This window comes from Enterocloster aldenensis (assembly GCF_003434055.1).
GTDB classification, from domain to species: Bacteria; Bacillota; Clostridia; order Lachnospirales; family Lachnospiraceae; genus Enterocloster; species Enterocloster aldenensis.
In genome coordinates this window covers 792,655-816,460 of record NZ_QVEX01000001.1, presented here as the reverse complement: position 1 = coordinate 816,460, position 23,806 = coordinate 792,655, and the positions used below count along the sequence as shown (strand labels likewise).

General features: G+C 52.5%; 23 protein-coding genes. 21 read left to right on the top strand and 2 right to left on the bottom strand.

Annotated features, from left to right (window positions below; all coding sequences use genetic code 11):
• The first annotated feature begins 18 nt into the window (after positions 1-18).
• The 5 genes from phnC to DWX59_RS03730 are packed head-to-tail and all read left to right on the top strand — an operon-like array spanning position 19 to position 4,019.
• On the top strand, positions 19-792 hold the full coding sequence (phnC, locus tag DWX59_RS03750; protein ID WP_117557237.1) for a phosphonate ABC transporter ATP-binding protein: 774 nt from the start codon (positions 19-21) through the stop codon (positions 790-792).
• Positions 782-1,561 (top strand): phosphonate ABC transporter, permease protein PhnE, encoded by a 780-nt coding sequence (phnE, locus tag DWX59_RS03745; RefSeq protein WP_117556310.1) that lies wholly within the window; start codon positions 782-784, stop codon positions 1,559-1,561. The genes phnC and phnE (DWX59_RS03745) overlap by 11 nt, the downstream gene beginning before the upstream one ends.
• Positions 1,558-2,340 (top strand): phosphonate ABC transporter, permease protein PhnE, encoded by a 783-nt coding sequence (phnE, locus tag DWX59_RS03740; protein WP_117556308.1) that lies wholly within the window; start codon positions 1,558-1,560, stop codon positions 2,338-2,340. The genes phnE (DWX59_RS03745) and phnE (DWX59_RS03740) overlap by 4 nt, the downstream gene beginning before the upstream one ends.
• 17 nt (positions 2,341-2,357) lie before the next feature.
• Positions 2,358-3,254 carry a metallophosphoesterase family protein gene (locus DWX59_RS03735; RefSeq protein ID WP_117556306.1) on the top strand — a complete coding sequence of 299 codons (897 nt, stop codon included), beginning with the start codon at positions 2,358-2,360 and terminating at the stop codon, positions 3,252-3,254.
• 42 nt (positions 3,255-3,296) lie between these two features.
• A complete protein-coding gene (locus DWX59_RS03730; protein WP_117556304.1) occupies positions 3,297-4,019 on the top strand; it encodes a phosphatase in 723 nt (240 codons plus the stop codon).
• Here DWX59_RS03730 and DWX59_RS03725 read toward each other — a convergent pair.
• Together DWX59_RS03725 and DWX59_RS03720 are read right to left on the bottom strand one after the other, a co-directional pair.
• Positions 3,985-4,851, bottom strand: a complete 867-nt coding sequence (locus tag DWX59_RS03725) for a DUF6179 domain-containing protein (RefSeq protein ID WP_117556302.1) — start codon at positions 4,849-4,851, stop codon at positions 3,985-3,987. The genes DWX59_RS03730 and DWX59_RS03725 overlap by 35 nt on opposite strands.
• Positions 4,852-4,900: 49 nt before the next feature.
• The gene (locus DWX59_RS03720; protein WP_117556300.1) at positions 4,901-5,449 is read right to left on the bottom strand and encodes a DUF6323 family protein; all 549 of its coding nucleotides are present in this window, start codon (positions 5,447-5,449) and stop codon (positions 4,901-4,903) included.
• Between the two features lie 246 nt (positions 5,450-5,695).
• Here DWX59_RS03720 and DWX59_RS03715 point away from each other — a divergent pair, with 246 nt between their 5' ends.
• The 16 genes from DWX59_RS03715 (at position 5,696) to DWX59_RS03645 (ending at position 23,800) form a co-directional block, all read left to right on the top strand.
• Complete coding sequence (locus DWX59_RS03715; protein WP_117556298.1) at positions 5,696-6,178, top strand: GNAT family N-acetyltransferase; 483 nt, start codon at positions 5,696-5,698, stop codon at positions 6,176-6,178.
• 50 nt (positions 6,179-6,228) lie between these two features.
• Complete coding sequence (locus DWX59_RS03710) at positions 6,229-6,603, top strand: ACT domain-containing protein (RefSeq protein WP_117556296.1); 375 nt, start codon at positions 6,229-6,231, stop codon at positions 6,601-6,603.
• A 130-nt stretch (positions 6,604-6,733) separates the two neighbouring features.
• Positions 6,734-8,779, top strand: coding sequence for a M28 family peptidase (locus tag DWX59_RS03705; protein ID WP_117556294.1), 2,046 nt, complete (start codon positions 6,734-6,736; stop codon positions 8,777-8,779).
• A gap of 44 nt (positions 8,780-8,823) precedes the next feature.
• A complete protein-coding gene (locus DWX59_RS03700; RefSeq protein WP_117556292.1) occupies positions 8,824-9,459 on the top strand; it encodes a GNAT family N-acetyltransferase in 636 nt (211 codons plus the stop codon).
• A gap of 100 nt (positions 9,460-9,559) precedes the next feature.
• On the top strand, positions 9,560-10,534 hold the full coding sequence (locus tag DWX59_RS03695) for an N-acetylmuramoyl-L-alanine amidase family protein (protein WP_117556290.1): 975 nt from the start codon (positions 9,560-9,562) through the stop codon (positions 10,532-10,534).
• 306 nt (positions 10,535-10,840) lie between these two features.
• Positions 10,841-12,130, top strand: a complete 1,290-nt coding sequence (locus DWX59_RS03690) for an HD-GYP domain-containing protein (protein WP_117557235.1) — start codon at positions 10,841-10,843, stop codon at positions 12,128-12,130.
• A gap of 160 nt (positions 12,131-12,290) precedes the next feature.
• Complete coding sequence (leuB, locus tag DWX59_RS03685) at positions 12,291-13,376, top strand: 3-isopropylmalate dehydrogenase (RefSeq protein WP_117557233.1); 1,086 nt, start codon at positions 12,291-12,293, stop codon at positions 13,374-13,376.
• 55 nt (positions 13,377-13,431) lie between these two features.
• Positions 13,432-15,096, top strand: a complete 1,665-nt coding sequence (ilvD, locus tag DWX59_RS03680; RefSeq protein ID WP_117556288.1) for a dihydroxy-acid dehydratase — start codon at positions 13,432-13,434, stop codon at positions 15,094-15,096.
• Between the two features lie 38 nt (positions 15,097-15,134).
• Positions 15,135-16,817: a biosynthetic-type acetolactate synthase large subunit gene (gene ilvB / locus DWX59_RS03675; RefSeq protein ID WP_117556286.1), complete on the top strand. Its 1,683-nt coding sequence runs from the start codon at positions 15,135-15,137 to the stop codon at positions 16,815-16,817.
• Between the two features lie 248 nt (positions 16,818-17,065).
• The gene (gene serC, locus DWX59_RS03670) at positions 17,066-18,151 is read left to right on the top strand and encodes a 3-phosphoserine/phosphohydroxythreonine transaminase (RefSeq protein WP_117556284.1); all 1,086 of its coding nucleotides are present in this window, start codon (positions 17,066-17,068) and stop codon (positions 18,149-18,151) included.
• A 57-nt stretch (positions 18,152-18,208) separates the two neighbouring features.
• On the top strand, positions 18,209-19,372 hold the full coding sequence (locus DWX59_RS03665) for a phosphoglycerate dehydrogenase (protein WP_117556282.1): 1,164 nt from the start codon (positions 18,209-18,211) through the stop codon (positions 19,370-19,372).
• 116 nt (positions 19,373-19,488) lie between these two features.
• Positions 19,489-20,727 (top strand): DUF1015 domain-containing protein, encoded by a 1,239-nt coding sequence (locus DWX59_RS03660; protein WP_117556280.1) that lies wholly within the window; start codon positions 19,489-19,491, stop codon positions 20,725-20,727.
• A 103-nt stretch (positions 20,728-20,830) separates the two neighbouring features.
• Positions 20,831-20,980, top strand: coding sequence for a hypothetical protein (locus DWX59_RS28625; protein ID WP_165640743.1), 150 nt, complete (start codon positions 20,831-20,833; stop codon positions 20,978-20,980).
• A gap of 288 nt (positions 20,981-21,268) precedes the next feature.
• Positions 21,269-22,219, top strand: a complete 951-nt coding sequence (locus DWX59_RS03655; RefSeq protein WP_147325752.1) for a hypothetical protein — start codon at positions 21,269-21,271, stop codon at positions 22,217-22,219.
• Positions 22,220-22,288: 69 nt separating this feature from the next.
• Positions 22,289-23,002 carry an IspD/TarI family cytidylyltransferase gene (locus DWX59_RS03650; protein WP_117556276.1) on the top strand — a complete coding sequence of 238 codons (714 nt, stop codon included), beginning with the start codon at positions 22,289-22,291 and terminating at the stop codon, positions 23,000-23,002.
• Positions 23,003-23,080: 78 nt separating this feature from the next.
• Positions 23,081-23,800, top strand: coding sequence for an IspD/TarI family cytidylyltransferase (locus DWX59_RS03645; RefSeq protein ID WP_117556274.1), 720 nt, complete (start codon positions 23,081-23,083; stop codon positions 23,798-23,800).
• Positions 23,801-23,806 lie beyond the last annotated feature (6 nt).

Sequence of the window (23,806 nt, the reverse complement as noted above, 5' to 3'; positions counted from 1 at the left end):
GCTGGAAAGGGACGCGTCATGATTACATTTGAGCATGTATCCAAGACTTACGCTAATGGGGTGAAGGGACTGGACCAGGTGGACTTAACCATTGGGGACGGCGAGTTTGTGGCTGTCATCGGCCTCAGCGGCGCAGGCAAGAGCACCTTTTTAAGGGCCATCAACCGCCTCCACGATATTACGGAGGGGGATATCCGTATCAACGGTGTCTCGGTGACAGGCGCCGGGAAAAAGCAGCTCAGGGTCATCCGCCGCCATATCGGTATGATTTCCCAGACATTCAACCTGGTTAAACGGAGCACGGTGCAGAAAAATGTGCTGTCAGGACGTCTGGGATATTACCCCACCTGGAAAAGCATCCTGGGGATATTCTCCAAGGAAGATTACAGGCTGGCCAGCGAGGCCCTGGAAAAGGTGGGGCTGCTGGATAAGCTCCACTCCAGAAGCGATGAGCTGTCCGGCGGACAGCAGCAGCGGGTTTCCATTGCCAGGACCCTGGTTCAGCAGGCGGATATCATCCTTGCCGACGAGCCGGTGGCATCCTTAGACCCGGTGACTACAAGGAAAATCCTGGAGGACTTAAGGCAGATTAACCGGAATATGGAAAAAACGGTAATCATTAACATCCATTCCGTGGAGCTGGCAAAGGAGTTTGCGGGGAGGATACTGGGGTTTCAGGGCGGACGGGTGATTTTTGACGGGACGCCGGAGGAGCTTACGCCAGAGGAACTGAAACGGATTTACGGTAAGGATATTGGAAAAGAAAAGGAAGGGGCTGGCGATGAAGCTTAAGGATACCATTCATTTTAACTGGTATAAGCATCTGTTCATCGTGCTTGTCATCGGTCTGTGCGTTACCGCAAGCGCGGCTGTGACAGAGGCGGATATCCTGGATGTGTTAGGGAACCTGGAGCAGATGTCAGGATTCCTGTCGCGCTTTTTGAGACCGGATTTTGCATATATCCCTAAACTCATAGGCCCCATGATCTCCACCCTTCAGATGTCGGTGACGGGGACCGCCCTTGGGGTGCTGTTTGCGGTGCCGGTGGCATTCCTGGGCACAACGGTGGTGACAGGAAACCGCCTGGTCACCTCGGCCATCCGGTTTTTCCTGGATATTGTGCGAACCATACCCAACCTGCTGCTGGCAGCGTTGATGGTTGCCATTGTGGGAATCGGGGAGTTTACCGGTGTCATGACCATTGCCGTGTTTACCTTCGGCCTGGTATCCCAGCTGGTGTATGAGGCCATTGAAGCCATTGACGAGGGACCTATTGAGGCGGCCGTGTCCGTGGGCGCCAACAAGGTGCAGGTTGCGTTCTGGTCCGTGGCGCCCCAAATCATGAGCCAGGTGGCTGGTTATACCTTCTATGCCCTGGAAGTGAATGTGCGGGCTTCCGCGGTGCTGGGATATGTGGGGGCCGGAGGAATCGGAATCATCCTCAACTCATCCCTGGCCCTGCTCCAGTATGACCGGGTATCCGTCATCATTCTATTAATCCTGGCAGTGGTGGCTGCAGTGGATGGCCTCAGCGAAGCAATCAGAAGGAGGCTGGCATGATGACAGATAAGAGGACAAGGAAACAGTGGATGATTGCCGCGGTGGTGCTGGCAGTCCTGGTTTATTCTGCTGCTGGCATTGATTATTCGGGCTTGGCGTATTTCTCGCCTTCCATGGCAGGAGATGTATTCCGTGGGCTGGCAAAACCGGCCTGGGGATATGTTTATGACGGAAGCGGGGAGGATTTAATAAGTCTCCTGCTGCTTACGCTGGGAATTGCCTTTTTGGGCACGGCCATTGCAACGGTCCTGGCCCTTCCCATCACGCTTTTAAGTTCCGCCAACCTGTGGCGCTCCTGCCCGTGGGTATCTAAGGCGGGAAAGTCTGTGTGCAATGTGCTGAGGGCATTTCCCGAACTGGTCTATGCCATTATTTTTGTGAAGATGGTGGGGCCGGGGCCTTTTGCAGGCGTGCTGGCCATAGGCGTCCATCAGATTGGAATGCTGGGCAAGCTGTACACGGAGGAAATGGAAGCCATGGAGGAAAGCCCGGTGGAGGCCATGACCGCTGTGGGCGCAGGATTCTGGCAGACCATGTTCTTTGCAAGGATACCACAGCTGATGCCCATATACAGTTCCCTTTCCCTGAACCATTTTGAGATTGCGGTGAGAAGCGCTTCCACCCTGGGACTGGTGGGGGCAGGAGGCATCGGCGCGCCGCTGGTATTTGCCATCCAGGCCAGGAACTGGGATAAGGTGAGTGTAATCCTCATGGGTGTGATTGTGGCAGTATTTGCCATTGACAGCCTGGCCGGGTTTATCCGCAAGAAGCTGAAATAAAAGGAAGGTTGTAGGAAATGTACATTTTACATCTGTCGGACATCCATTACCGGAGGGAATTAGGATGCCGCAAAAAGGCGGACCAGGGCCCATTGGACGGTACAAATAAGAAGCATGGGGGTGTTGACCGGGCAGCCGGGCCTGACGGATATCAGGCCATGCTGTCCGCCATGCAGAACCCTCTGGTTTTTCTGGATGACTGTCTGGACCGGGTGGCAGGGGACTGGGAAAGGATTGGCCTTGTGGTCATTACCGGCGATTTGACCGAAGATGGCACTGCGGAGGATTACCGATGCCTGAAACACCATATCCGGAAGCGGATAGGGGATATCCCCCTGGTGGTGACATTGGGGAACCACGATAATAAAAGGAATTTCCGGGAAGGCTGGCTGGAGGAGGACGCGGACAGCCCCTGCGGGCTTAAAGAAATAGGTTCTGCCCCATACAATACAATCCGGCGGTTGGAGGACACGGCCGTGATTTCCTTTGATACCTCGGTTCAGGGAGTACCGGACGGCCGGATGGATGACAGCCAGGCAGCGTGGCTTGAGTCGGTTCTCAAAGCAGAAGGCAAGGGGCCGTCCATCCTGGTGACCCACCATCATCTGCTACCTGAACAGGGACAGATCCCACCCCTTCCTGAAAGCAGGAGGTTGCTGTCATTGCTTGAACACAGCGGGGTCTCATGCATCCTCTGCGGCCACACCCACCATCATCACGCCGGTCTGGCTGCAGGACGTCCCTGCCATATAGCGGACAGTCTGTCCTTTTGCGGGGACGATATGGGTGGCGGGCAGGTGCGTTTCCAGGAAAAGTATGGTTTTAATTTTTACAGGATGGAAGAGGGGATGGTCAGGATGTGCAGAAGCGAAACCTATGCAAATGGCCGGATCCTGGGCACCCTGACGTTTTAAAGTATGTCAGGGTGCGGTTTTTTATTTCGGGAGGTAAAAGAAATGGGATTTGTTTTAGACACACATACGCACACCATTGCCAGCGCCCACGCCTATTCCACGGTAGCGGAAATGGCAAAGGCTGCCGGGGACAGGGGGCTTGGACTGCTGGCAGTCACGGATCATGGGCCTGCACTTGCTGACTCCAGCCACAAGCTGCATTTTATGAACTACCATGTGCTTCCAAAGGAGATGCGGGGGGTCCGCATGCTTTACGGGGCGGAGCTAAACATACTGGACTTTGAGGGGAATGTGGATCTGGATGAGGATATCCTGAAACGGCAGGATATATGCATTGCCAGTTTTCATACGGCCTGCACCAAAGCAGGCACCATGGAGGAGAATACCCAGGCTTATTTAAAGGCAATGGAAAACCCTTATGTGAATATCATCGGGCATCCGGAAGACGGTTATGTACCGGTGGATTTTGAACGCCTGGTGAAAAAGGCAAAGGAGCAGAAGGTCCTGCTTGAAATCAACAATTCATCTATAAAGACGGCATTTTACCGCCTGAATACCAGGGAGAACATGAAGGCCATGCTAAAGCTGTGCAGACAGCATGAGGTTCATGTTTCCCTTGGCACGGACGCCCATTATGCAGGGGCGGTGGGGGTATTTGACCAGGCGGCAGAGGTCCTTCGGGAAGTGGACTTTCCTTTGGAACTGGTGGCTAATACCTCAGTGGAGGCATTTATGGCGCTTCTGGACCGGAAGAAGCGGGGATGACAGGCAGGTCCATGAAAAATACCGTGTCCAGACAGTTGTTGTCAATTCCGTTTTTGATGCGGGCAGCGTAACCTGGGGCGGCTTTGCCAAAATATCCGGCTGGATACGGGTGTATGGCCTCATGGATTGCAGAGATGACCCGGGCAGTGATTTCTTCCCTGTCCGCACGGCTGAACACTGCATGGATCCTGCCGGGATGGGGCTGTGGCGGCACCGGGTCACCGGGGGCCTGTTTTGAAAGCACGCATCCCACCACATGGAAAAGCACCGGGTCGCACAGGTTATCCAGGTACAGCTCCTTGTATTCCGGTGATACCTGGCTGAGGAGACGCCGGACCATGTCGGGATGGAAGCGGTTCAGGAACTGCATCTCGGTCCATATGCCTTTCAGGTATTCAAATATCAGGTCAACCCCGCATAAGGGCGGATTGCCGCACAGCAGGGGATAATCCAGGCTCAGGATATGCCGGCCGGGCGCAAAGACCGGGTCATAATGCAGGAAGAATCCCGGCATGCCCTTTTGGATGGTATCCCGGTAATTCATGCACCCGTAGTCCTCAAAATCCCGGATGATGGCGTCATGGAGAACCCTGGCCCTGCGCGCTTTTTCTATGACAAGTCCTGCGCCACGGCGGTAAATCTCCCGCACTCCGGGCATACTGCCCTGGCGGATGACGGCATTTCCCTCATCCTCACATTCTTTCATGCAGTACAGCACGGCTTCCATCAGGGCGCCCGCTGTTTCGTAGGTCACGGAGGTGCTTTCTTTTGACGTGTAACGGTCAGCCAGTTCAGCTGCCAGGGGCAGAAGCTGTTCAATCTTGTAATCCAATGGCATTCCTCCTTTTGTCAGGTCATGGGAAATGGGAGCATTTCCCCGGTTACCGCCAGAACAGGTCTTTCAGCGCTTCCATATACAAGTCCGCGTCCCAGCGCGTTTCCTGGCTGAAGTCATGATAGGAGCCGCGTCCGTCCGTGCCATGAAAGCCAGTGTATCCGGACCTTACCCCGGCGGCCAGACGGTCCAGGCAGGTTTCCTCCAGATAGCCGGTATCGCCAAAACACACGTCGTCAAACTGTTCCCGCATGAAATTCAGAAGTTCCTGGTCCGTCATCCGGTCCGAAGTCTCATTTTTGAATTCATAGAAGATATCCTGAAGCTGTCTGAGGGTTTCGGCATAGTTGTCCTGATTCAGATATGGGGAATCGCAGAAGGTCCAGATAAGGGACTTAAGGATGCCCTGTCCGAATTCCACGCGCCGCCATTTCCTAAGGCTTTCGTTCCTGCACGCTGCCAGCTCCCCGGCCTCTTTGGGCGACAGGGACAGTCCGAAGGATTCTGTCTTCTCATTGAATGAAACAAGGTCTGCCACTTCCTGCTTCTTATTTTCCTGAAGCAGTATTTCATAGATGGTCCTGTTCTCCTGCATATATGCTTCCTCCTTATGTTGGAAACTCATTATACGGCTGCCGCGATGTCATTACAAGTCTTGAAAATTGGCTGTTTTTGTGGTAATATAAAGACAGAAAACATAAGGAAATCAGGCAGGTTCATCCAGTGCGCAGGCGGCTGGGTGTTTTTTTGTCCTGTATGATGCAGCCGGCACTATGCATTTCCCTGGTTATCAGGTATAATAAGGAAATGACAAAATCAGGCGTGCAGGAGGGGAATATCAATGGACCTATTATATAGAAGGGCCGGCATCCGGGACCTGGACATGCTGACCGAAACAAGGATCCAGGTGCTGCGGGCAGCCAACCATCTGGATGAAACAGCTGATATGTCAAAGGTCAGGCAGGAATCCTACGATTATTATGCGCGGGCCCTGAAGGACGGCACCCACGCAGCCTATCTGGTGTTTGACGGGGACCGGTTTGCAGGGGCCGGGGGAGTCAGCTTCTACCGGGTCATGCCCACTTACCATAATCCCACGGGCTGGAAGGCGTATATCATGAACATGTATACACACCCGGATTACAGGAGGCAGGGAATCGCTTATCATACGCTGGATTTATTGGTGAAGGAGGCCAGGCAGGCCGGTATCCCATTCATTACGCTGGAAGCCACCAGCATGGGCAGGCCGCTGTATGAAAAGTACGGCTTTGTGGGAATGCGGGATGAGATGGAACTGCCAAAAGAGGCCTGGGACGCGGGATGAGGGGAATCACCGGACCGGACAGCAGGTACAGGAAATGGAGGGAAGTATAAATGGAACTAAAAGTGATTGACGGAGATTTTTCAGTATGCAAGGTTGAGGATTTATCCCAGGTAAACCTGAACCAGGATTTTTATTTCATTGGGAAAACAGATGAGGAACTGTCGCTGGTATGCAGGACCGGGGACGTACCCGCGGGCACCGTGTCCAGGGAGGATGGCTTTAAGGCTTTCCGGATTCAGGGAGAACTGGATTTCTCCCTGATTGGCATACTTGCCAGGATATCGGACATACTTGCCAGGCGGGAAATCGGTATTTTTGTGGTATCAACCTACAACACGGATTATGTGCTGACCAAAGGCGCTGATTTTGGCCGGGCCCTCAAGGCCCTGGAAGAGGAGGGATATCAGGCCTGCCCCACGGCATGATGATTGGATGTAAAAAGCAGGACAAAACACTTGACCAATACATCAGGCAGGCGTAAACTAAAACCGGAATGATTGGGAGGGCGCAGGAAATAGGGATTATTTCCTGCGCCCTTTGATTTAGGAGTGATGGATGGTGAAGACACTTAGGGAATGGGAAAAGGCCCTGTCCCAGGCCGTGGACACGGATTATTCCTACGGGCTGGCCAGACGGATGGAGGGATATAAATCCAATGCCGCGCTGGGCTACAGGACCGCGGGTTCCAGGGCGGAATGGGAAACCGGGGAAATGATTTTACGGGAAATGCAGGCCCTGGGACTGTCGGACGTGCATAAGGACAGGATAGAGGTGGATGGCTGGGAATTTGAGAAGGCCGTCATGCGTTTCACGGATAAAAAGGGGCGGGAACATGAGTTTCAGCTGGGGGCGTACCAGACAGACTTCCATACCCATGGCTTTGAACGGTTTTCCATGGTTTATCTGGGCAACGGGACGGCGGAGTCCTACCGGGATGCGGATGTTAAGGGGAAGCTGGTCCTGGTTGATATAAATCAGAGGGACGGGTGGTGGATTAATTTTCCGGTGTACCAGGCCCGCCTTAAGGGGGCAGCGGCCCTGGTTGCGGTTCAGGATCAGGGGTATGGGGAGATTCATGACACGGCCCTCAATGCCCAGGACATTGCAGGGCCTGAGGATGCGGCTGCATTTTCCATCTCCAGGTCAGATGCGGATATCATCCGGGCCTCCATGAAGGATAATGAAGCCCAGGTGTTATTTGACGCACAATCCACGGTAAAACGTGGGTGTGAGGATTATAATATCGTGGGATGCATACCCGGGCAGGAGGAAGAGGGAAAAATACTCCTGACCGCCCATTATGACTCTTATTTCAGCGGGTTTCAGGATGATAATGCGGCTGTGGCCATGATGCTGGGGATTGCAGGGGCCATTCTGGACATTGGCTACAGGCCCAGGAAGACACTGATATTCTGCGCCATGGCAGCGGAGGAGTGGGGCGTGGCCGGATCCAAGTACGACTGGTCCGCCGGGGCTTATGAGCAGGTGTTTTCGGCCTGCCCCGGCTGGCAGGGACAGGTAATTGCGGATTTGAACTTTGAGCTGCCTGCCCATGCCCACGGCAGGAAGGACGGGGTGCGCTGTACCTATGAATATGTGGATTTCCTGGAGGATTTCCTCAGCAGGGTACAGGTGGATGGCCAGGCCTATCCGGACGGGGTGGAGGTGGTGTATCCCATCCAGACCTGGTCCGATGACTTTTCCATGGCCATTGCGGGAATCCCATCCATGGTCAATGACTTCAGTTCAGGGGAGTTCATGGAAACCCATTACCATTCCCAATATGACAATGAGGATTTTTATCAGGAACCGGTGTACCGGTTCCATCATGAGCTGTATGGCAGGCTGGTGCTTGCCCTGGACCAGACGGCAGTGGCGCCCCTGGACTTCAGACGCCTTTTTGAAGCGGTTAAGGAGAGCGTGGATCCTGGGGTATGCGCAGGGACAGGCGCGGACCAAAAGGAACTTTTTGCCGCCATTGACCGGGCCGCCGGACTGGGCGGGGACCTGTATGGTATCATTAAGGATAAGAACCGCTGCTACAGGGAAATGCTCAGGTCCGGCAGGGAGGAGGAGGCAGGGCGCTTTGCCGCGTCCTGCCGGGAACTGAACAGGGCCCTTCTGGGGGCGTTCAGGAAGGAACAGGATTATTTTGTCCGTCTGAACTGGCAGGATGAGGTGCTGTTCCCCCAGGAAGCGGTCCAGAACAACCTGAAGTGTGTCTCAAAGGCAATTGAATGCCTTGGGACCGGGGACGTGAGGGGGGCGCTGGAAGCAGTGTATGGGATTGATAATAACAGATACGCGTTCCTCTTTGACAGGGAGGTGTTCTGTTATTTTACGGAATACGTGCTGAACCAGCCCGCCTGCAGGCTGAAATGGGGAGCCGGCAGGATTGTCCGCCATGAGAACCTGTTTGGACTGGTAACAGGGCTTAAGGATAAACTTGGGCAGGGAACGCCGGACCTGGAGGCGGAACGGCAGATCCTTGTGCAGGCAGCTAACCGGCAGGAACTTTGCTATAGGGATGATATCAAATATATGACATCCTGTGTGGAAAAGCTGACCCGGGCGCTTTTGGCCTGCATGGACCTGGCCTGACCCGCCGGATGATACGAAGAGAGGAAAAGAGGTAGGATTTTATTATGGAAAGCCAGAAGCTTTACAGGGTGAGGAAGGAAGATTTCCCTAAACTGGAGGAACTGCTGACCCAATGCTTTTTAAGTGATCCGCTGTACTGCAAGCTGATACCGGACCGGGAGACAAGGATACGGCTGATGCCGGAGCTGTTTGAATGTGACCTGGAAGAGTTTTTTGAAACCTGTGAAATCTATTCGGACAGCCAGGACATGAACGCCCTGCTGGTGGTTTCGGATGAATCGGAACCGTATAATCCGTTTACATACTATCTGACAGAGGCATGGGCCCGTATCCGCACGGACGAGTACCTGATTAAGGAGGACCCCAGCCTTAAGACGCTGTGGAATTTTGTCCAGGGAAGGGATTACCTGAATTCCAGGTGGACAGCCCAGCTGCACCAGGAGAACCGGCTGCATATCATCTATCTGGCAGTGCGCCCCAGCATGCAGCACCACGGGCTGGCGGCCATGCTCCTTGGCGAGGTGATACGGTATGCAACAAGCCATGACCTGATGATATCCCTGGAAACCCATAACCCGGACAATGTGCCCCTTTATGAGCATTTTGGGTTCAAGGTCTTTGGAGTGGTCCAGAAGCATTTTTCATTGAAGCAGTACTGCCTTATAAGGGAGGTCCAGTAAGGCTTTCCATCCTGTGGGAATCGTAAGGAAATATTTATTGACATACCATATGAATCTGGATAAAGTAAGGGTATGAGTGAGTTTGTGAAGGAGGAATATGATGATTCGTATGAAGAAAAAAGTGGTCCTGGGACTGCTGGCAGGTGTGCTGGCCGCGTCATTGGCCGTGCCGTCCTATGCTGCCAGCCGGAAGCCCATCAAGTCCATTGCCCTTACCATTAAAGCCAATATCCAGCCGGACACGGATTTTGGCCAGGAGGAAATCGAGATTGAGAGCAATAGCAATAAGTATTCCGTGGACGGATATGACATATTGAATGACGACTTTGAATGGCGGGATGATTCGGTGCCCAGGATCCAGATTACGCTGACTGCGGAGGAGGACTATTATTTCCAGTCCCTTCCAAAGGATAAGATTACCTTAAAAGGGGGCGCCACGTTCCTGAAGGCCACGCGCCAGGACTCCAGTTCCACCCTGCTTATGGATGTGGAGCTTCCCTCCCTCCAGACCGCTATCCGCGATGTGGAGAACCTGAAGCTTTCAGACAACGGCATTGCCACCTGGGATGCCATCAGCGCGGCGGGAAGTTATGAGGTGAGGATTTACCGGGATGATAAGGCCGTGGGGGCCTCCATGGTGGTGGATACAAACACCTGCAACTGCCGTGACCGGATGACAAAGGGAGACTCTTCCTATACGGTAAAGGTACGTCCGGTCAGCCGGTTTGAGGATGGGGAAAGAGGCGAATGGGTTGAATCTGCCAGTGTTTATATAACCGGGGACAAGGCCGCGCAGTTCAGGGATAACCCCACCGGCGGAAGCGGCGCCTGGGCCCAGTCACCGGAAAACGGCAGATGGTGGTATGACAACGGCGACGGGACCTATCCCGCCAATGCCTGGAAGCTGATTGGGGGCAAGTGGTATTTTTTTGACGCCCAGGGTTATATGCAGACCGGCTGGATCCAGTGGGACGGTAAGGAGTATTACTGTTCTGAGAACGGGGACATGCAGGTCAACTGCATGACACCGGATAATTACTGGGTAGGCGAAGACGGGGCTAAGATAAGCCAGTAGCGCCGGGCAGGCGGGGACGGGCTAAGATAAGCCGGTAGCGCCGGGCAGGCGGGGACGGGGCTGAGATAAGCCCCCATCGCCCCAATGTTTAAGGGACGGACAGGTTCAGCCTGATAAAAATATTTTACGGACAGGATGCTGCAGGGATGGATTCCATCTCCTGCAGCATTTTCCATATGTTGGAAATCCTGGTCATATTTTCTGATATCAGTTGATTTATACCTGTTTTTATGTAAGAATACAGGGAGGGAAACGAAAAAAAGGCTGCCGGCAGCCAAGGGCCGGCACAGGCAGAAAGAGGGGGTCATGTACGATTACATTCTTCCGGTAAGCAACAAGGATATCGTGAATATTGCAAAGCGCGCATTCAATCTGGTGGATCCCAGGCTCATGGGCCATGGGGAACGGGTTGCCAACATCATGTTCCAGATCATGGAGGCGGAAGGAGGGTATACCCCTGTACAGATGAGGAACCTCCTCACCCTGGCCGTTCTTCATGACATTGGGGCGTACAAGACAGAAGAAATCGACCATATGGTGGAATTTGAGACAAAACATGTCTGGAACCATTCCATTTACGGTTATCTGTTCCTGAATTATTTTTCACTGTTTAAGGAACTGTCCAGGGTGGTCCTGTTCCACCATTCTTCCTGGAAGCAGCTGGAACAGATGGACGATGTGCCCGGTCATGTGAAAAAGGCCGCGCAGCTGCTGCAGCTGGCAGACCGTCTGGATTTTTACTTTGAGAATCCTAAAAACCGCATGGGCAGGGAATCGTTCCTCAGCTACCTGGAACGGGAAAGGGGCAAAAAGTTCTCCTCTGAGGTCATCAATCTGCTGCTGGATACACCCCTGGTCCCTCCTTCCTGCGATTACATAGGGATTTTCCCGCAGTTTGACAGGATAATGGAAACAGTTCCGTTTACAGAGGAGGAAAAGGAGTCCATCCTCCAGATGCTGATATACGCCATTGATTTCAGAAGCCCCCACACGGTTACCCACACCATAACCACCTCAGTCATCAGCTCCGAACTGGCCATCCTTCTGTGCGGGCAGAAGGATACGGTAAATGACGTCATGTGCGGGGCCATGCTGCACGACCTGGGGAAAATCGGCATTCCGGTGGAAATCCTGGAATACCCGGGGAAGCTGAGTCCCCAGGCCATGAACGTGATGAGGAACCATGTGAACCTGACAGAGTATATCCTGGGGAACAGTGTTTCCGGCACGGTGAAGAACATCGCGCTGCGCCACCATGAGAAGCTGGATGGCTCCGGATACCCCAGGGGACTAAAGGCAGCTGACCTGAATGTCCCCCAGAGGATTGTGGCCATTGCAGATATCGTCAGCGCCCTTACAGGCACCAGGAGTTACAAAGGGGCTTATTCCAAGAACAGGACCCTGGGCGTCCTGACCGGAATGGCGCAGCAGGGACTGTTAGACAGCGGAATTGTGGGGCTGCTGGTGGAACGCTATGATGAGATTATGGATTCGGTGCGGAAAAAGACAGGGCCGCTTCTTGAAAAGTATCAGGAAATGCAGGACAGATACTGGGATATTCTGTATCAGTTAGAGGAAAAAGAGGAGAAGCCATAACTTTTGCTCATGTCAATAATTCCAAACTTGTATATTCCACTATGGGGAAAATAATCGTGAAAGGTTGAAATAAGACTTTAAATGATATATGATTGTAAGAAATCGTATTATTCTGGATAACCATAACCAGAGAGAATAGAAAATGGGAGAGATGTGCAAGATGGATTATAATGTTACGTTGATTCCGGGCGACGGAATCGGACCGGAGATTGTAAGGGAAGCAAAGAAAGTCATGGATAAGGTGGGTGAGGTCTATGGACACACCTTTGATTATACAGAAATACTCATGGGCGGCTGCTCCATTGACGCCTATGGGGTCCCGCTGACAGAGGAGGCGCTGGAGACGGCCAGAAAGAGCGACGCGGTGCTGTTGGGCGCGGTAGGAGGCGATGTGGGCAACTCCAGGTGGTATGATGTGGCGCCCAGCCTGAGGCCTGAGGCAGGTCTTCTGGCCATCCGCAAGGGACTGGGGCTCTTTGCCAACATCCGTCCCGCTTACCTCTATAAGGAACTGGCGGAGGCTTGCCCCCTTAAGAAGGAAATCATAGGCAGCGGGTTTGACATGGTCATCATGAGGGAACTGACAGGCGGCCTTTATTTCGGGGACAGGTGGACCAAAGAGGTGGACGGAGTGATGACGGCGACCGACACCCTTACATACAATGAAAAGGAAATCCGGCGCATTGCTGTCAAGGCATTTGACATTGCCATGAAGCGCAGGAAGAAGGTAACCAGCGTGGATAAGGCCAATGTGCTGGATTCCTCCCGGTTATGGCGCAAGGTGGTGGAAGAGGTTGCAAAGGATTATCCGCAGGTGGAGCTTTCCCATATGCTGGTTGACAACTGCGCCATGCAGCTGGTCATGAACCCGGGACAGTTTGACGTGATCCTTACAGAGAACATGTTCGGCGATATCCTTTCGGATGAGGCCAGCATGATTACCGGTTCCATCGGAATGCTGTCCAGCGCCAGCATGAATGAGGGCAGGTTCGGGCTTTACGAGCCAAGCCACGGATCTGCCCCGGATATAGCGGGTAAGGACATAGCCAATCCGGTGGCGACCATCCTGTCGGCAGCCATGCTTTTAAGATATTCCTTTGACCTGGATAAGGAAGCGGACGCCATTGAGGCAGCCGTACAGTCCGCGCTTACGGACGGGTACAGGACAGGGGATATCATGTCCCAGGGATGCACCCGGGTGGGAACCACGGCCATGGGGGATCTGATTGCGGAGCGGATCCGGTAGACGGTGGCAATGAATTTTCCTAGTATGGAACCAGATAAATGAAAGGGGATACAACATGAAAAGTGATGCAGTGAAGACAGGTATGCAGCAGGCGCCCCACAGGTCCCTGTTCAATGCCCTTGGTATGACGGAAGAAGAGATGAAGAAGCCCATGGTGGGCATTGTAAGTTCCTATAATGAGATTGTTCCCGGCCATATGAACCTGGATAAGATTGTGGAAGCGGTAAAGCTGGGGGTTGCCATGGCAGGCGGAACCCCGGTGGTGTTCCCGGCCATTGCGGTGTGCGACGGCATTGCCATGGGCCACATCGGGATGAAATATTCCCTGGTGACCAGGGACCTGATTGCGGATTCCACGGAATGCATGGCCCTGGCCCATCAGTTTGACGCCCTGGTCATGGTTCCCAACTGTGATAAGAATGTTCCGGGCCTTCTGATGGCAGCGGCCAGGATTAACGTCCCCACCGTGTTCGTCAGCGGCGGCCCCATGCTGGCAGGCCATGTTAAGGGCCACAAGACCAGTCTCTCCAGCATGTTTGAGGCTGTGGGCGCATATGCTGCCGGCAATATGTCGGAGGAGGACGTAAGGGAATTTGAGAATAAGGCATGTCCTACCTGCGGTTCCTGCTCCGGCATGTATACGGCCAACAGCATGAACTGCCTGACAGAGGTGCTGGGCATGGGGCTTAAGGGCAACGGAACCATACCGGCCGTGTATTCCGAGCGCATCAAGCTGGCAAAGCATGCCGGGATGCAGGTGATGGAGATGTACAGGCAGGACATCCGCCCAAGGGACATCATGACCAAGGAAGCGTTCATGAACGCCCTTACCATGGATATGGCCCTGGGCTGCTCCACCAACAGCATGCTCCACCTTCCCGCCATTGCCCATGAGGCAGGGGTTGAGCTGAATGTGGATATTGCCAATGAAATCAGTGCAAAGACACCGAACCTGTGCCATCTGGCACCGGCCGGTCCCACTTATATAGAAGACCTGAATGAAGCCGGCGGCATTTACGCGGTCATGAATGAAATCAGCAAGAAAGGCCTTCTGAACCTGGACTGCATGACCGTCACGGGCAGGACCGTTGGCGAGAACATAAAGGGCTGTGTCAACAAGAACCCGGATGTCATCCGTCCGGTGGAGGATCCGTACAGTGAGACAGGAGGCATTGCCATCTTAAGAGGCAACCTGGCGCCGGATTCCGCGGTTGTGAAACGTTCCGCCGTGGCCCCGGAGATGCTTAAGCATGAAGGGCCTGCAAGGGTGTTTGACTGCGAGGAAGATGCCATTGACGCCATCAAGGGCGGCAAGATTAAGGCAGGCGACGTGGTGGTCATCCGTTACGAGGGACCAAAGGGCGGCCCGGGCATGAGGGAAATGCTCAACCCCACTTCCGCCATTGCAGGCATGGGACTTGGCTCATCCGTGGCCCTGATAACGGACGGACGTTTCTCTGGGGCATCCAGGGGGGCATCCATCGGACATACTTCTCCTGAGGCAGCTGTGGGCGGCCCTATTGCCCTTGTGGAGGAAGGCGACATCATTTCCATTGATATTGACAACCATCAGATGAATGTCCTGGTTTCAGAGGAGGAGATGGCTGCGAGAAAGGCAAAGTGGCAGCCAAGGACACCCCAGGTGACAACCGGCTACCTGGCAAGGTACGCATCCCTTGTGACATCTGCTGACAGGGGCGCTGTGCTGCAGGTAAAGTAGGGCACGGAACAGATAACAAGAAAAGGAGTGCGGTAATTATGAGCAAATTGACGGGGGCAGAGATTGTAGTTGAGTGTTTGAAGGAACAGGGAGTGGACACTGTGTTCGGTTATCCGGGCGGTTCCATCCTGAATATATATGACGCATTGTACCAGCATCAGGATGAGATTACCCATATCCTTACATCCCATGAGCAGGGCGCTGCCCATGCAGCGGACGGTTATGCAAGGGCCACGGGCAAGGTGGGCGTGTGCCTGGCAACCTCGGGACCCGGGGCAACCAACCTGGTTACGGGTATTGCGACCGCCTACATGGACTCTGTGCCTGTGGTTGCCATTACCTGCAATGTGACCAACAGCCTTTTGGGCAAGGACAGTTTCCAGGAGATTGATATTACGGGCGTGACCATGCCCATTACCAAATATAATTTCATTGTCAAGGACGTGAACCGGCTGGCAAAGGTCATCCGCAGGGCATTCACCATTGCCCAGACAGGGCGTCCGGGTCCGGTTTTGGTGGATATCACCAAGGATGTGACGGCGGCCCCCTGCGAGTATGAGAAGGAGGAGCCGGAGGAAATCGTGCGCCAGAGCGACACCATCCGTGAGGAGGACATGGAGCGGGCCATTGAGATCATCCGCAAGTCCAAGCAGCCGTTCATCTTTGTGGGCGGCGGCGCAGTGCTGTCCAATGCGGCTGAGGAGCTGAGGGCATTTGCCCACAAGATTCAGGCCCCGGTGGCAGACAGCCTGATGGGCAAGGGCGCCTTTGACGGATGCGATGAGCTGTACACCGGAATGGTGGGCATGCATGGGACAAAGACCTCCAACTTCGGCATCACGGAGGCAGACCTTTTAATTGTGGTGGGAGCCAGGTTCAGTGACCGCGTGACCGGCAATGCTTCCAAGTTTGCCAGGAATGCAAAGATACTCCAGCTGGATATCGACCCGGCTGAGATCAATAAGAACATTAAGGTGGATGCCAGCATCATCGGCGATGTGAAGGTAATCCTGCGCAAGCTCAACGCACGCCTTGACCCCATTAACCATGATGAGTGGATTGCGCATATTGAGCGCATGAAGGATATGTATCCTCTGCGTTATGACAAGAACATGCTCACCGGACCGTTTATCATACAGACGGTCAATGAGGTGACCCAGGGCGACGCGGTCATTGTCACTGAGGTGGGACAGCACCAGATGTGGGCTGCCCAGTATTACAATTACCGCCAGCCAAGGACCCTCCTTACCTCCGGCGGCCTGGGGACCATGGGTTACGGCCTGGGGGCCGCCATTGGAGCCAAGATGGGCTGCAGGGATAAGACGGTCATCAATATTGCCGGGGACGGCTGTTTCCGCATGAACATGAATGAGATAGCCACGGCCGCCCGCTACAATATCCCTGTGGTGGAACTGATTGTGAATAACCATGTGCTGGGCATGGTGCGCCAGTGGCAGACCCTCTTTTACGGCAAACGCTACTCGCAGACCATACTCAATGATTCCGTGGATTTTGTGAAGCTTGCAGAGGCCATGGGCGCAAAGGCGTACAGGGTAACGCAGAAGGAGGAGCTGGAGCCGACCCTGAGGGAAGCCATTTCCCTGAATGCGCCGGTTGTCATTGACTGTCAGATCAGCTGCGATGACAAGGTATTCCCCATGGTATCGCCGGGAGCGCCGATTGCGGATGCTTTTGACGATACGGACTTGAAAATTAATTAAAAACAGTGTATAGTAGTCTTTAATACTTCGGGAACGTTATCAGATTACCTTGGTAAAGTGCGCGGGGTAATGGGACGGATGTACGATGGTGTATACGTTCAGACGGCTTCCTCTTATGCTGGCCGGGGCGTGCCGCGGAATGGATTTCCGGGCACAATCCCCAATGGGCTGCATAGGTGGAAGTCATCTGTGTATATATATAAAGAGGAAATGTGCAGTAGCCACAACCATTTAAGGAGGAGAACAAGATGAGCAGAGTTTACAATTTCTCAGCAGGACCGGCCGTGCTGCCGGAGGACGTCCTGAAGGAAGCCGCAGCAGAAATGCTGGATTACAAGGGGACAGGAATGTCAGTGATGGAGATGAGTCATCGATCTAAGGCTTATGACGCCATCATTAAAGATGCTGAATCAGATCTGCGGGATCTCTTACATATTCCGGACAATTACAAAGTGCTTTTCCTTCAGGGGGGCGCATCCCAGCAGTTTGCCATGGTGCCCATGAACCTGATGAAGAACAAGGCGGCGGATTACATCGTGACCGGACAGTGGGCCAAGAAGGCGTACCAGGAAGGCCAGATGTATGGCAGGGCCAATGCCATTGCTTCCAGCGCGGATAAGACCTTCAGCTATATCCCGGACTGTTCCGACCTGGATGTGTCGGAGGATGCTGACTATGTATATATCTGTGAGAACAACACCATCTACGGAACCAAGTTCTGGACCCTTCCCAACACCAAGGGAAAACTTCTGGTGGCCGACCAGTCATCCTGTTTCCTGTCCGAACCCGTTGACGTGACAAAGTATGGCCTGATTTTTGCCGGGGCGCAGAAGAATGTGGGACCGGCCGGGACCGTCATCGTAATCATAAGGGAAGACCTGGTGGGTGAGGATGTGTTACCGGGAACCCCCACCATGCTCCGCTACAAAACCCATGTGGACGCAGAATCACTTTACAATACACCGCCAACCTACGGCATTTACATGTGCGGCAAGGTGTTTAAGTGGCTGAAAGCCAGGGGCGGCCTGGAGGCCATGAAGGAATTCAATGAGAAAAAGGCGAAAATCCTGTACGATTTCCTGGATCAGAGCAGGCTGTTTAAGGGAACCGTGGAGAAGAAGGACCGCTCCCTGATGAACGTTCCCTTTGTCACGGGAGACGAAGCACTGGACGCCCTGTTTGTAAAGGAATCCAAGGCAGCAGGCTTTGAGAACCTGAAGGGACACAGGACCGTGGGCGGCATGCGCGCCAGCATTTACAATGCAATGCCCATGGAAGGCGTTGAAAAGCTGGTGGCGTTCATGGCTGATTTTGAAGAGAAACATGGCAGATAGGAGCCGGCGCGGTGCAGGTGCTGGCAGTGAGTTTCGGTAAAGAGGAGAGTAATCATTATGAAAAAGATCCATTGCTTAAATCCAATAGCAAAATGTGGCACTGAGTTATTTCCTGCTGACTATGAGCTGACAGCCCATGTGGCTGAGGCTGACGGCATATTGGTCCGCAGCGCATCCATGCACGACATGGAGTTCCCTGAAAACTTAAAGGCGGTCGGCCGCGCGGGCGCGGGCGTGAACAACATTCCGCTGGATGTGTGCGCAGAGGCGGGAATCGTGGTATTCAACACACCGGGCGCCAATGCCAACGGCGTAAAGGAACTGGTGATTGCAGGCATGCTGATGGCGTCCAGGGATATTGTGGGCGGCATTGAGTGGTGCCGGGCCAATGCGGAAGATGACAATATCACTAAGGATACTGAGAAGAGCAAAAAAGCATTTGCAGGCTGTGAGATAAAGGGGAAGAAGCTGGGCGTCGTGGGCCTGGGCGCTATCGGCGCAGAGGTTGCCAATGCGGCCACCCATCTGGGAATGGAAGTTTATGGATACGACCCATACATATCGGTCAACGCTGCGTGGAGACTGTCCAGGAACGTAAAGCATATTACCAACGTGGACACCATTTTCCAGGACTGCGATTATATCACCATCCATGTGCCGCTGCTGGATTCCACCAAGGGCATGATTAATTCGGAAAAACTGGAGATGATGAAGGACGGTGTGGTAATCCTCAATTTCTCCAGGGATACGCTGGTTAATGACGACGATATGGCTGCCGCATTGGAGTCAGGCAAGGTCCGCTACTATGTCAGCGACTTCCCCAACCCCAAGGTTGCCAATATGAAGAATGTCATCCTGCTGCCCCATCTGGGCGCATCCACCCAGGAGTCCGAGGACAACTGCGCAGTGATGGCCGTGAAGGAGATAACGGATTACCTGGAGAACGGCAATATCAAGAATTCCGTGAATTATCCGTCCTGCGACATGGGAATCTGCCAGACGGAAAGCCGCGTGGCCGTCCTGCACATGAACATCCCCAACATGATTGGCCAGGTTACCGGAACACTGGCTTCCCAGGGCGTGAATATTTCCGACATGACCAATAAGAGCCGTGATAAATACGCCTATACGCTGCTGGATCTGGAGCACAAGGCGGAGGAATCAACCATTGAGAAGCTGAGGGCAATCAAGGGAGTCCTCCGGGTGCGCGTGGTAAAATAAAATCTGTAAGTCCGTGACAGGAAAAGCCACGGTTTCGTATGATTTTCAAACACACTCTAGGGCCTTCATGGCTGGGAAACCTGCTGTGGGGGCCTTGGTGGAAAAGGAGAGAGGAAATGGCGATTGTAAGACCGTTTGTGTGTGTCAGGCCGGAGGCAGGGAAGGCGGATAAGGTAGCTGCCCTTCCCTATGATGTGTATAACAGGAAGGAAGCATGTGAGGCTGTGAAGGGGAACCCCCTTTCTTTTTTAAACATTGACCGGGCTGAGACCCAGTTCCCGGAGGATGTGGATACATATGATGACCGGGTATATGTAAGGGCAAGGGAGACACTGGACAGGCAGATTGAGGAAGGCGTCTATGTGACGGACGCTGAGGAGAATTATTATCTGTATGAGCTGACCATGGACGGGCGCAGCCAGACCGGGGTGGTGGCCTGCTGCTCTATTGACGATTATGTAAACGGCATCATAAAGAAGCATGAGAATACACGGGAGGATAAGGAGATTGACCGTATCCGCCATGTGGATACTACCAATGCCCATACCGGTCCCATATTCCTGGCCTACAGGCAGGATGAAACCGTCAAAAGGCTGGTGACCCAGGTCAAGTCCGGCCTGCCCATCTATGATTTTGTGTCGGATGACGGAATCGGGCACAGGGTGTGGGTGATTGGGGACAGGGCGATGGTAGGGGCGGTGCAGGATGCATTTGCTCAGATACCGGCCACCTATATTGCGGACGGACATCACAGGGCGGCCTCCGCGGTAAAGGTAGGGCTTAAGAGGCGGGAGGAGGATCCGGGGTATACTGGACATGAACCCTTTAATTACTTCCTGTCCGTGCTGTTCCCGGATGAGGAGCTGATGATACTGCCGTATAACCGGGTGGTGAAGGACCTGAACGGGATGGATAAAGAGGGATTCCTGGAAGCTGTTTCCGGGAAGTTCAATGTTGTGGAACTGGGGAAGGAGGCCTTTTCGCCTGAAGAGAAAGGTTTGTTCGGAATGTTTCTTGAGGATGTGTGGTACAGCCTCCGGGCAAAGGAAGAGTGTTTGGACAGCGACCCGGTAAAAGGGCTGGATGTGTCCATCCTACAGGATTATATACTGGGGCCTGTCCTTGGGATTGGGGACCCGCGCACGGATAAAAGGGTGGATTTTATCGGTGGGATCCGGGGGCTTAAGGAGCTGGAACGCAGATGCCGTGAGGACATGAAAGTGGCGTTTTCCATGTATCCCACATCCATTCAGGAACTGCTTGACGTGGCGGACGCGGGAATGCTGATGCCGCCGAAGTCCACGTGGTTTGAGCCGAAGCTGAGGAGCGGGCTGTTTATACATAGGTTGGGATAGGAAAATGAGGGAGTTCCCGCAGGGGCCGGCGGTTGAAGGACACGGGCTTCTGCGGGATTAGTATATAATGGATGCCATGTCTGCAGTGTGATGTAAGGCATATATGGGGCCATGCTATAAATGTTCCGTATCCCGTTTCCAAAACGGCGCCGATATCTACATCCGTATACTGGCCCAGGAAGGTGTAAACCTTGCCAAACTGGACGGACTGGGGCAGCGCATGGCAAAACAGTGGGGCAACCCAATGACATAGATAGCCAAAAACGCATAGAGGATAAGTGCCAAAAGAGTCTTAAATCTGTATCATATCTTATTGCAGATTTAAGGCTCTTTTTATTTTGAAAATGCACACTTTAGGGAAAATATGGAAAAAGAAAAAGAAGCTGCTGCTATTATATTTTGTCGAATCGGGTCGATAATAATACATGTAAGTTTTAATTATTCGCCTTTCTAAAAGTATATCTTTTCAAAAACAGGAGGAAAAGCGGATGTGCCTGAGACAAAGCAGATTATAACAATTTATTATAGCTTTGGAGGATGTATGCGTAAACATATTAAGGAGAAAATCATAACGCTTGCGGCCACCGTGGAGGAAGCCGGCCATTATATCGTGGATTGCATGGAGCGGGGTCAGGCAGTCCAGTCAGAGTCAGTCCTTGAGGATGTACGGCAGTCTGCCCTGAGGATGGCTGAGATTGTTGCGCAGTCTGAGGGCGAGGGACATCCGGCAGTAAAGCAATTAAGGAAACACTGTGATTTAATTGCGCAGTGTAGCCTGGAAACAGAAGACGAAGACCGGAAGAGAATAGCTGAAAGTCTTCTTGAAGGTTGGGAAAAAATAGAAGAAGGACTTAAAAAGAATGTGCCGGTTCGTTATGAAGCGGTCTTTCTTCCGTATAAGGCCAGTATGTGGGACAGTCTGGAAAGCGTGTGGCTGGCAGCCAGGGAAGATAAGGATTGGGACTGTCATGTGATACCCATCCCATATTATGACAGAAATCAGGATAATAGTTTTGGAAGTATTCACTATGAAGGAAATCTTTACCCGGAGTATGTGCCGGTGACGTCGTTTAATGAATATAATCTTGAGGCCAGACACCCGGATGTGATATTCATACATAATCCTTATGATGAATGCAATCATGTGACCAGCGTGCATCCTGCGTTTTATTCATCCCGGATAAAAAATTATACAGATTTGTTGGTATATATACCATATTTTATATGTATTGATGATGTGCCGGACTGGCATTGTCTGGTTCCGGGGGTCATCCATTCCAATCTGGTAATTGTGCAGTCGGAAAAGGTAAGGCAGACTTATATTCGTGTACTCAGCAAGGAATTTGGATGGGATGAGAAAACGGCCAGGAAAGCAGGGCTGTATGATAAGGTCCAGGCGCTGGGCTCTCCCAAGATTGATAAGGTGCTCAATACCCGTAGAGAAGATGTTGTGCTGCCGGAGGAGTGGCGGGAGAAGATATATGGGGAGTAGTGTCCTTCTGACAGAGCGTCCGGAATTGATATGTGCTGGGATATGTGAGATGGAAGGAGACGGGAGGATATGAACATAGCGCTTATTATAGCGGGTGGAAGCGGCCAGCGGATGAACCAGGATATACCAAAACAGTTTCTTAATATTGAGAACCGTCCGGTTATTATCTATACGTTGGAGGCATTTCAACGGCACCCTTCCATTGATGCGATTGAAGTGGTCTGTCTAAGCGGCTGGGAAGAAATTTTGAAGGCCTACGCGAAACAGTTTAATATCACTAAGCTGATGGGGATTGTGAAAGGCGGGGATAATGGGCAGTCATCTATCCGCAACGGGGTTCTTGCCCTGAAAGAGAAAGGGATGGATGAAAATGATATTGTACTGGTACACGATGCCATACGCCCGATGGTTTCCGAGGAGGTAATCTCAGACTGTATCCGCCAATGCAGTTTGTTCGGGTCGGCGGTATCAGCAGTGCCCTGCAATACGGCGATGCTGACCACGGAAGATCGGAAGATTACGTCTTCCTACTACGATAGAGACAAACTGATGAATTCCCAGACACCCCAGGCATTTTCTTTAGGTAAGCTTTTGTGGGCTCATGAAGAGGCGTTGAGGCGTGGAATCACCAATGCGGTAGCATCCTGCACCATGTTGCTGGAGCTGGGGGAGACACTGCATTTTTCAGCGGGGTCGGAGAAGAATATTAAGCTTACGACGACTGCGGATGTGGATATCTTCCGGGCGCTGCTGGCGGTGAAGCAGATAGGGTGGATGAAGTGAGTTATGTAAATAAATCATAGAACTCCTTTATTGTGAAGATACGAACTATAGACTTGGATTGGATAGGATGATTGTAGAATGAATATTGCACTTATAATGGCAGGCGGGCTGGGACAAACACTCTTGCAGGACATCCCAAAACAGTTTTTAAATGTATATGATAAGCCTATTATCATCTATGCTCTTGAGGTGTTTCAGAAACATGCAGAGATAGATGGAATTGTGATATCATGTCTGGATGGCTGGGAGGAAATGTGCAAAGCTTATGCCAGGCAATTTGGGATTACCAAGCTTATGGATGTGGTGACTGGCGGCCCTGACGGACAGACTTCAGCAGTCAATGGATTATTAGATATGCATAAATGGTGTAAAGAAGATGATATAGTTGTCATTCATGATGCAATCAGGCCTATGGTGACTGAAGACATAATAAGTGATTGTATCCGCGTCTGCCGGGAGTATAGGTGTGGTGTGGCGGCGGTCCGTTGTCAGGAGCCTGTTGTCCGCAGCATGGACGGGCTAAAGGGTATAGAAAGCTTTGAACGGTTTGAAATGATGAAAATACAGACGCCCCAGGCTTACCCCTATGGACAGCTTCTTAACTTATATAAAGAAGCGGAAGAAAAGGGGATAAGAGGAGTAATTCATGCAAATACGATACTGACACGATTGGGGAAACAAATATATTTTTCAAAAGGGTCAGATAAGAATTTAAAGATTCTGTCTTTAGATGATTTGGATATATTTAAAGCATTGTATGCAACGGAACGCGAAGATTGGATAAAATATAAGAACTGATTGGGA

What these genes read in the sequence shown, in the direction of transcription:
- phnE (WP_117556310.1), top strand. Translation starts at nt 782, where the DNA reads ATGAAGCTTAAGGATACCATTCATTTTAACTGGTATAAGCATCTGTTC.
- leuB (WP_117557233.1), top strand. Translation starts at nt 12,291, where the DNA reads ATGGATTATAATGTTACGTTGATTCCGGGCGACGGAATCGGACCGGAG.
- serC (WP_117556284.1), top strand. Translation starts at nt 17,066, where the DNA reads ATGAGCAGAGTTTACAATTTCTCAGCAGGACCGGCCGTGCTGCCGGAG.
- DWX59_RS03705 (WP_117556294.1), top strand. Translation starts at nt 6,734, where the DNA reads ATGGTGAAGACACTTAGGGAATGGGAAAAGGCCCTGTCCCAGGCCGTG.
- DWX59_RS03655 (WP_147325752.1), top strand. Translation starts at nt 21,269, where the DNA reads ATGCGTAAACATATTAAGGAGAAAATCATAACGCTTGCGGCCACCGTG.
- DWX59_RS03710 (WP_117556296.1), top strand. Translation starts at nt 6,229, where the DNA reads ATGGAACTAAAAGTGATTGACGGAGATTTTTCAGTATGCAAGGTTGAG.
- phnE (WP_117556308.1), top strand. Translation starts at nt 1,558, where the DNA reads ATGATGACAGATAAGAGGACAAGGAAACAGTGGATGATTGCCGCGGTG.
- DWX59_RS03645 (WP_117556274.1), top strand. Translation starts at nt 23,081, where the DNA reads ATGAATATTGCACTTATAATGGCAGGCGGGCTGGGACAAACACTCTTG.
- DWX59_RS28625 (WP_165640743.1), top strand. Translation starts at nt 20,831, where the DNA reads ATGGGGCCATGCTATAAATGTTCCGTATCCCGTTTCCAAAACGGCGCC.
- DWX59_RS03735 (WP_117556306.1), top strand. Translation starts at nt 2,358, where the DNA reads ATGTACATTTTACATCTGTCGGACATCCATTACCGGAGGGAATTAGGA.
- DWX59_RS03650 (WP_117556276.1), top strand. Translation starts at nt 22,289, where the DNA reads ATGAACATAGCGCTTATTATAGCGGGTGGAAGCGGCCAGCGGATGAAC.
- DWX59_RS03660 (WP_117556280.1), top strand. Translation starts at nt 19,489, where the DNA reads ATGGCGATTGTAAGACCGTTTGTGTGTGTCAGGCCGGAGGCAGGGAAG.
- DWX59_RS03700 (WP_117556292.1), top strand. Translation starts at nt 8,824, where the DNA reads ATGGAAAGCCAGAAGCTTTACAGGGTGAGGAAGGAAGATTTCCCTAAA.
- DWX59_RS03720 (WP_117556300.1), bottom strand. Translation starts at nt 5,449, where the DNA reads ATGCAGGAGAACAGGACCATCTATGAAATACTGCTTCAGGAAAATAAG.
- DWX59_RS03715 (WP_117556298.1), top strand. Translation starts at nt 5,696, where the DNA reads ATGGACCTATTATATAGAAGGGCCGGCATCCGGGACCTGGACATGCTG.
- DWX59_RS03690 (WP_117557235.1), top strand. Translation starts at nt 10,841, where the DNA reads ATGTACGATTACATTCTTCCGGTAAGCAACAAGGATATCGTGAATATT.
- ilvD (WP_117556288.1), top strand. Translation starts at nt 13,432, where the DNA reads ATGAAAAGTGATGCAGTGAAGACAGGTATGCAGCAGGCGCCCCACAGG.
- DWX59_RS03665 (WP_117556282.1), top strand. Translation starts at nt 18,209, where the DNA reads ATGAAAAAGATCCATTGCTTAAATCCAATAGCAAAATGTGGCACTGAG.
- ilvB (WP_117556286.1), top strand. Translation starts at nt 15,135, where the DNA reads ATGAGCAAATTGACGGGGGCAGAGATTGTAGTTGAGTGTTTGAAGGAA.
- DWX59_RS03695 (WP_117556290.1), top strand. Translation starts at nt 9,560, where the DNA reads ATGATTCGTATGAAGAAAAAAGTGGTCCTGGGACTGCTGGCAGGTGTG.
- DWX59_RS03730 (WP_117556304.1), top strand. Translation starts at nt 3,297, where the DNA reads ATGGGATTTGTTTTAGACACACATACGCACACCATTGCCAGCGCCCAC.
- phnC (WP_117557237.1), top strand. Translation starts at nt 19, where the DNA reads ATGATTACATTTGAGCATGTATCCAAGACTTACGCTAATGGGGTGAAG.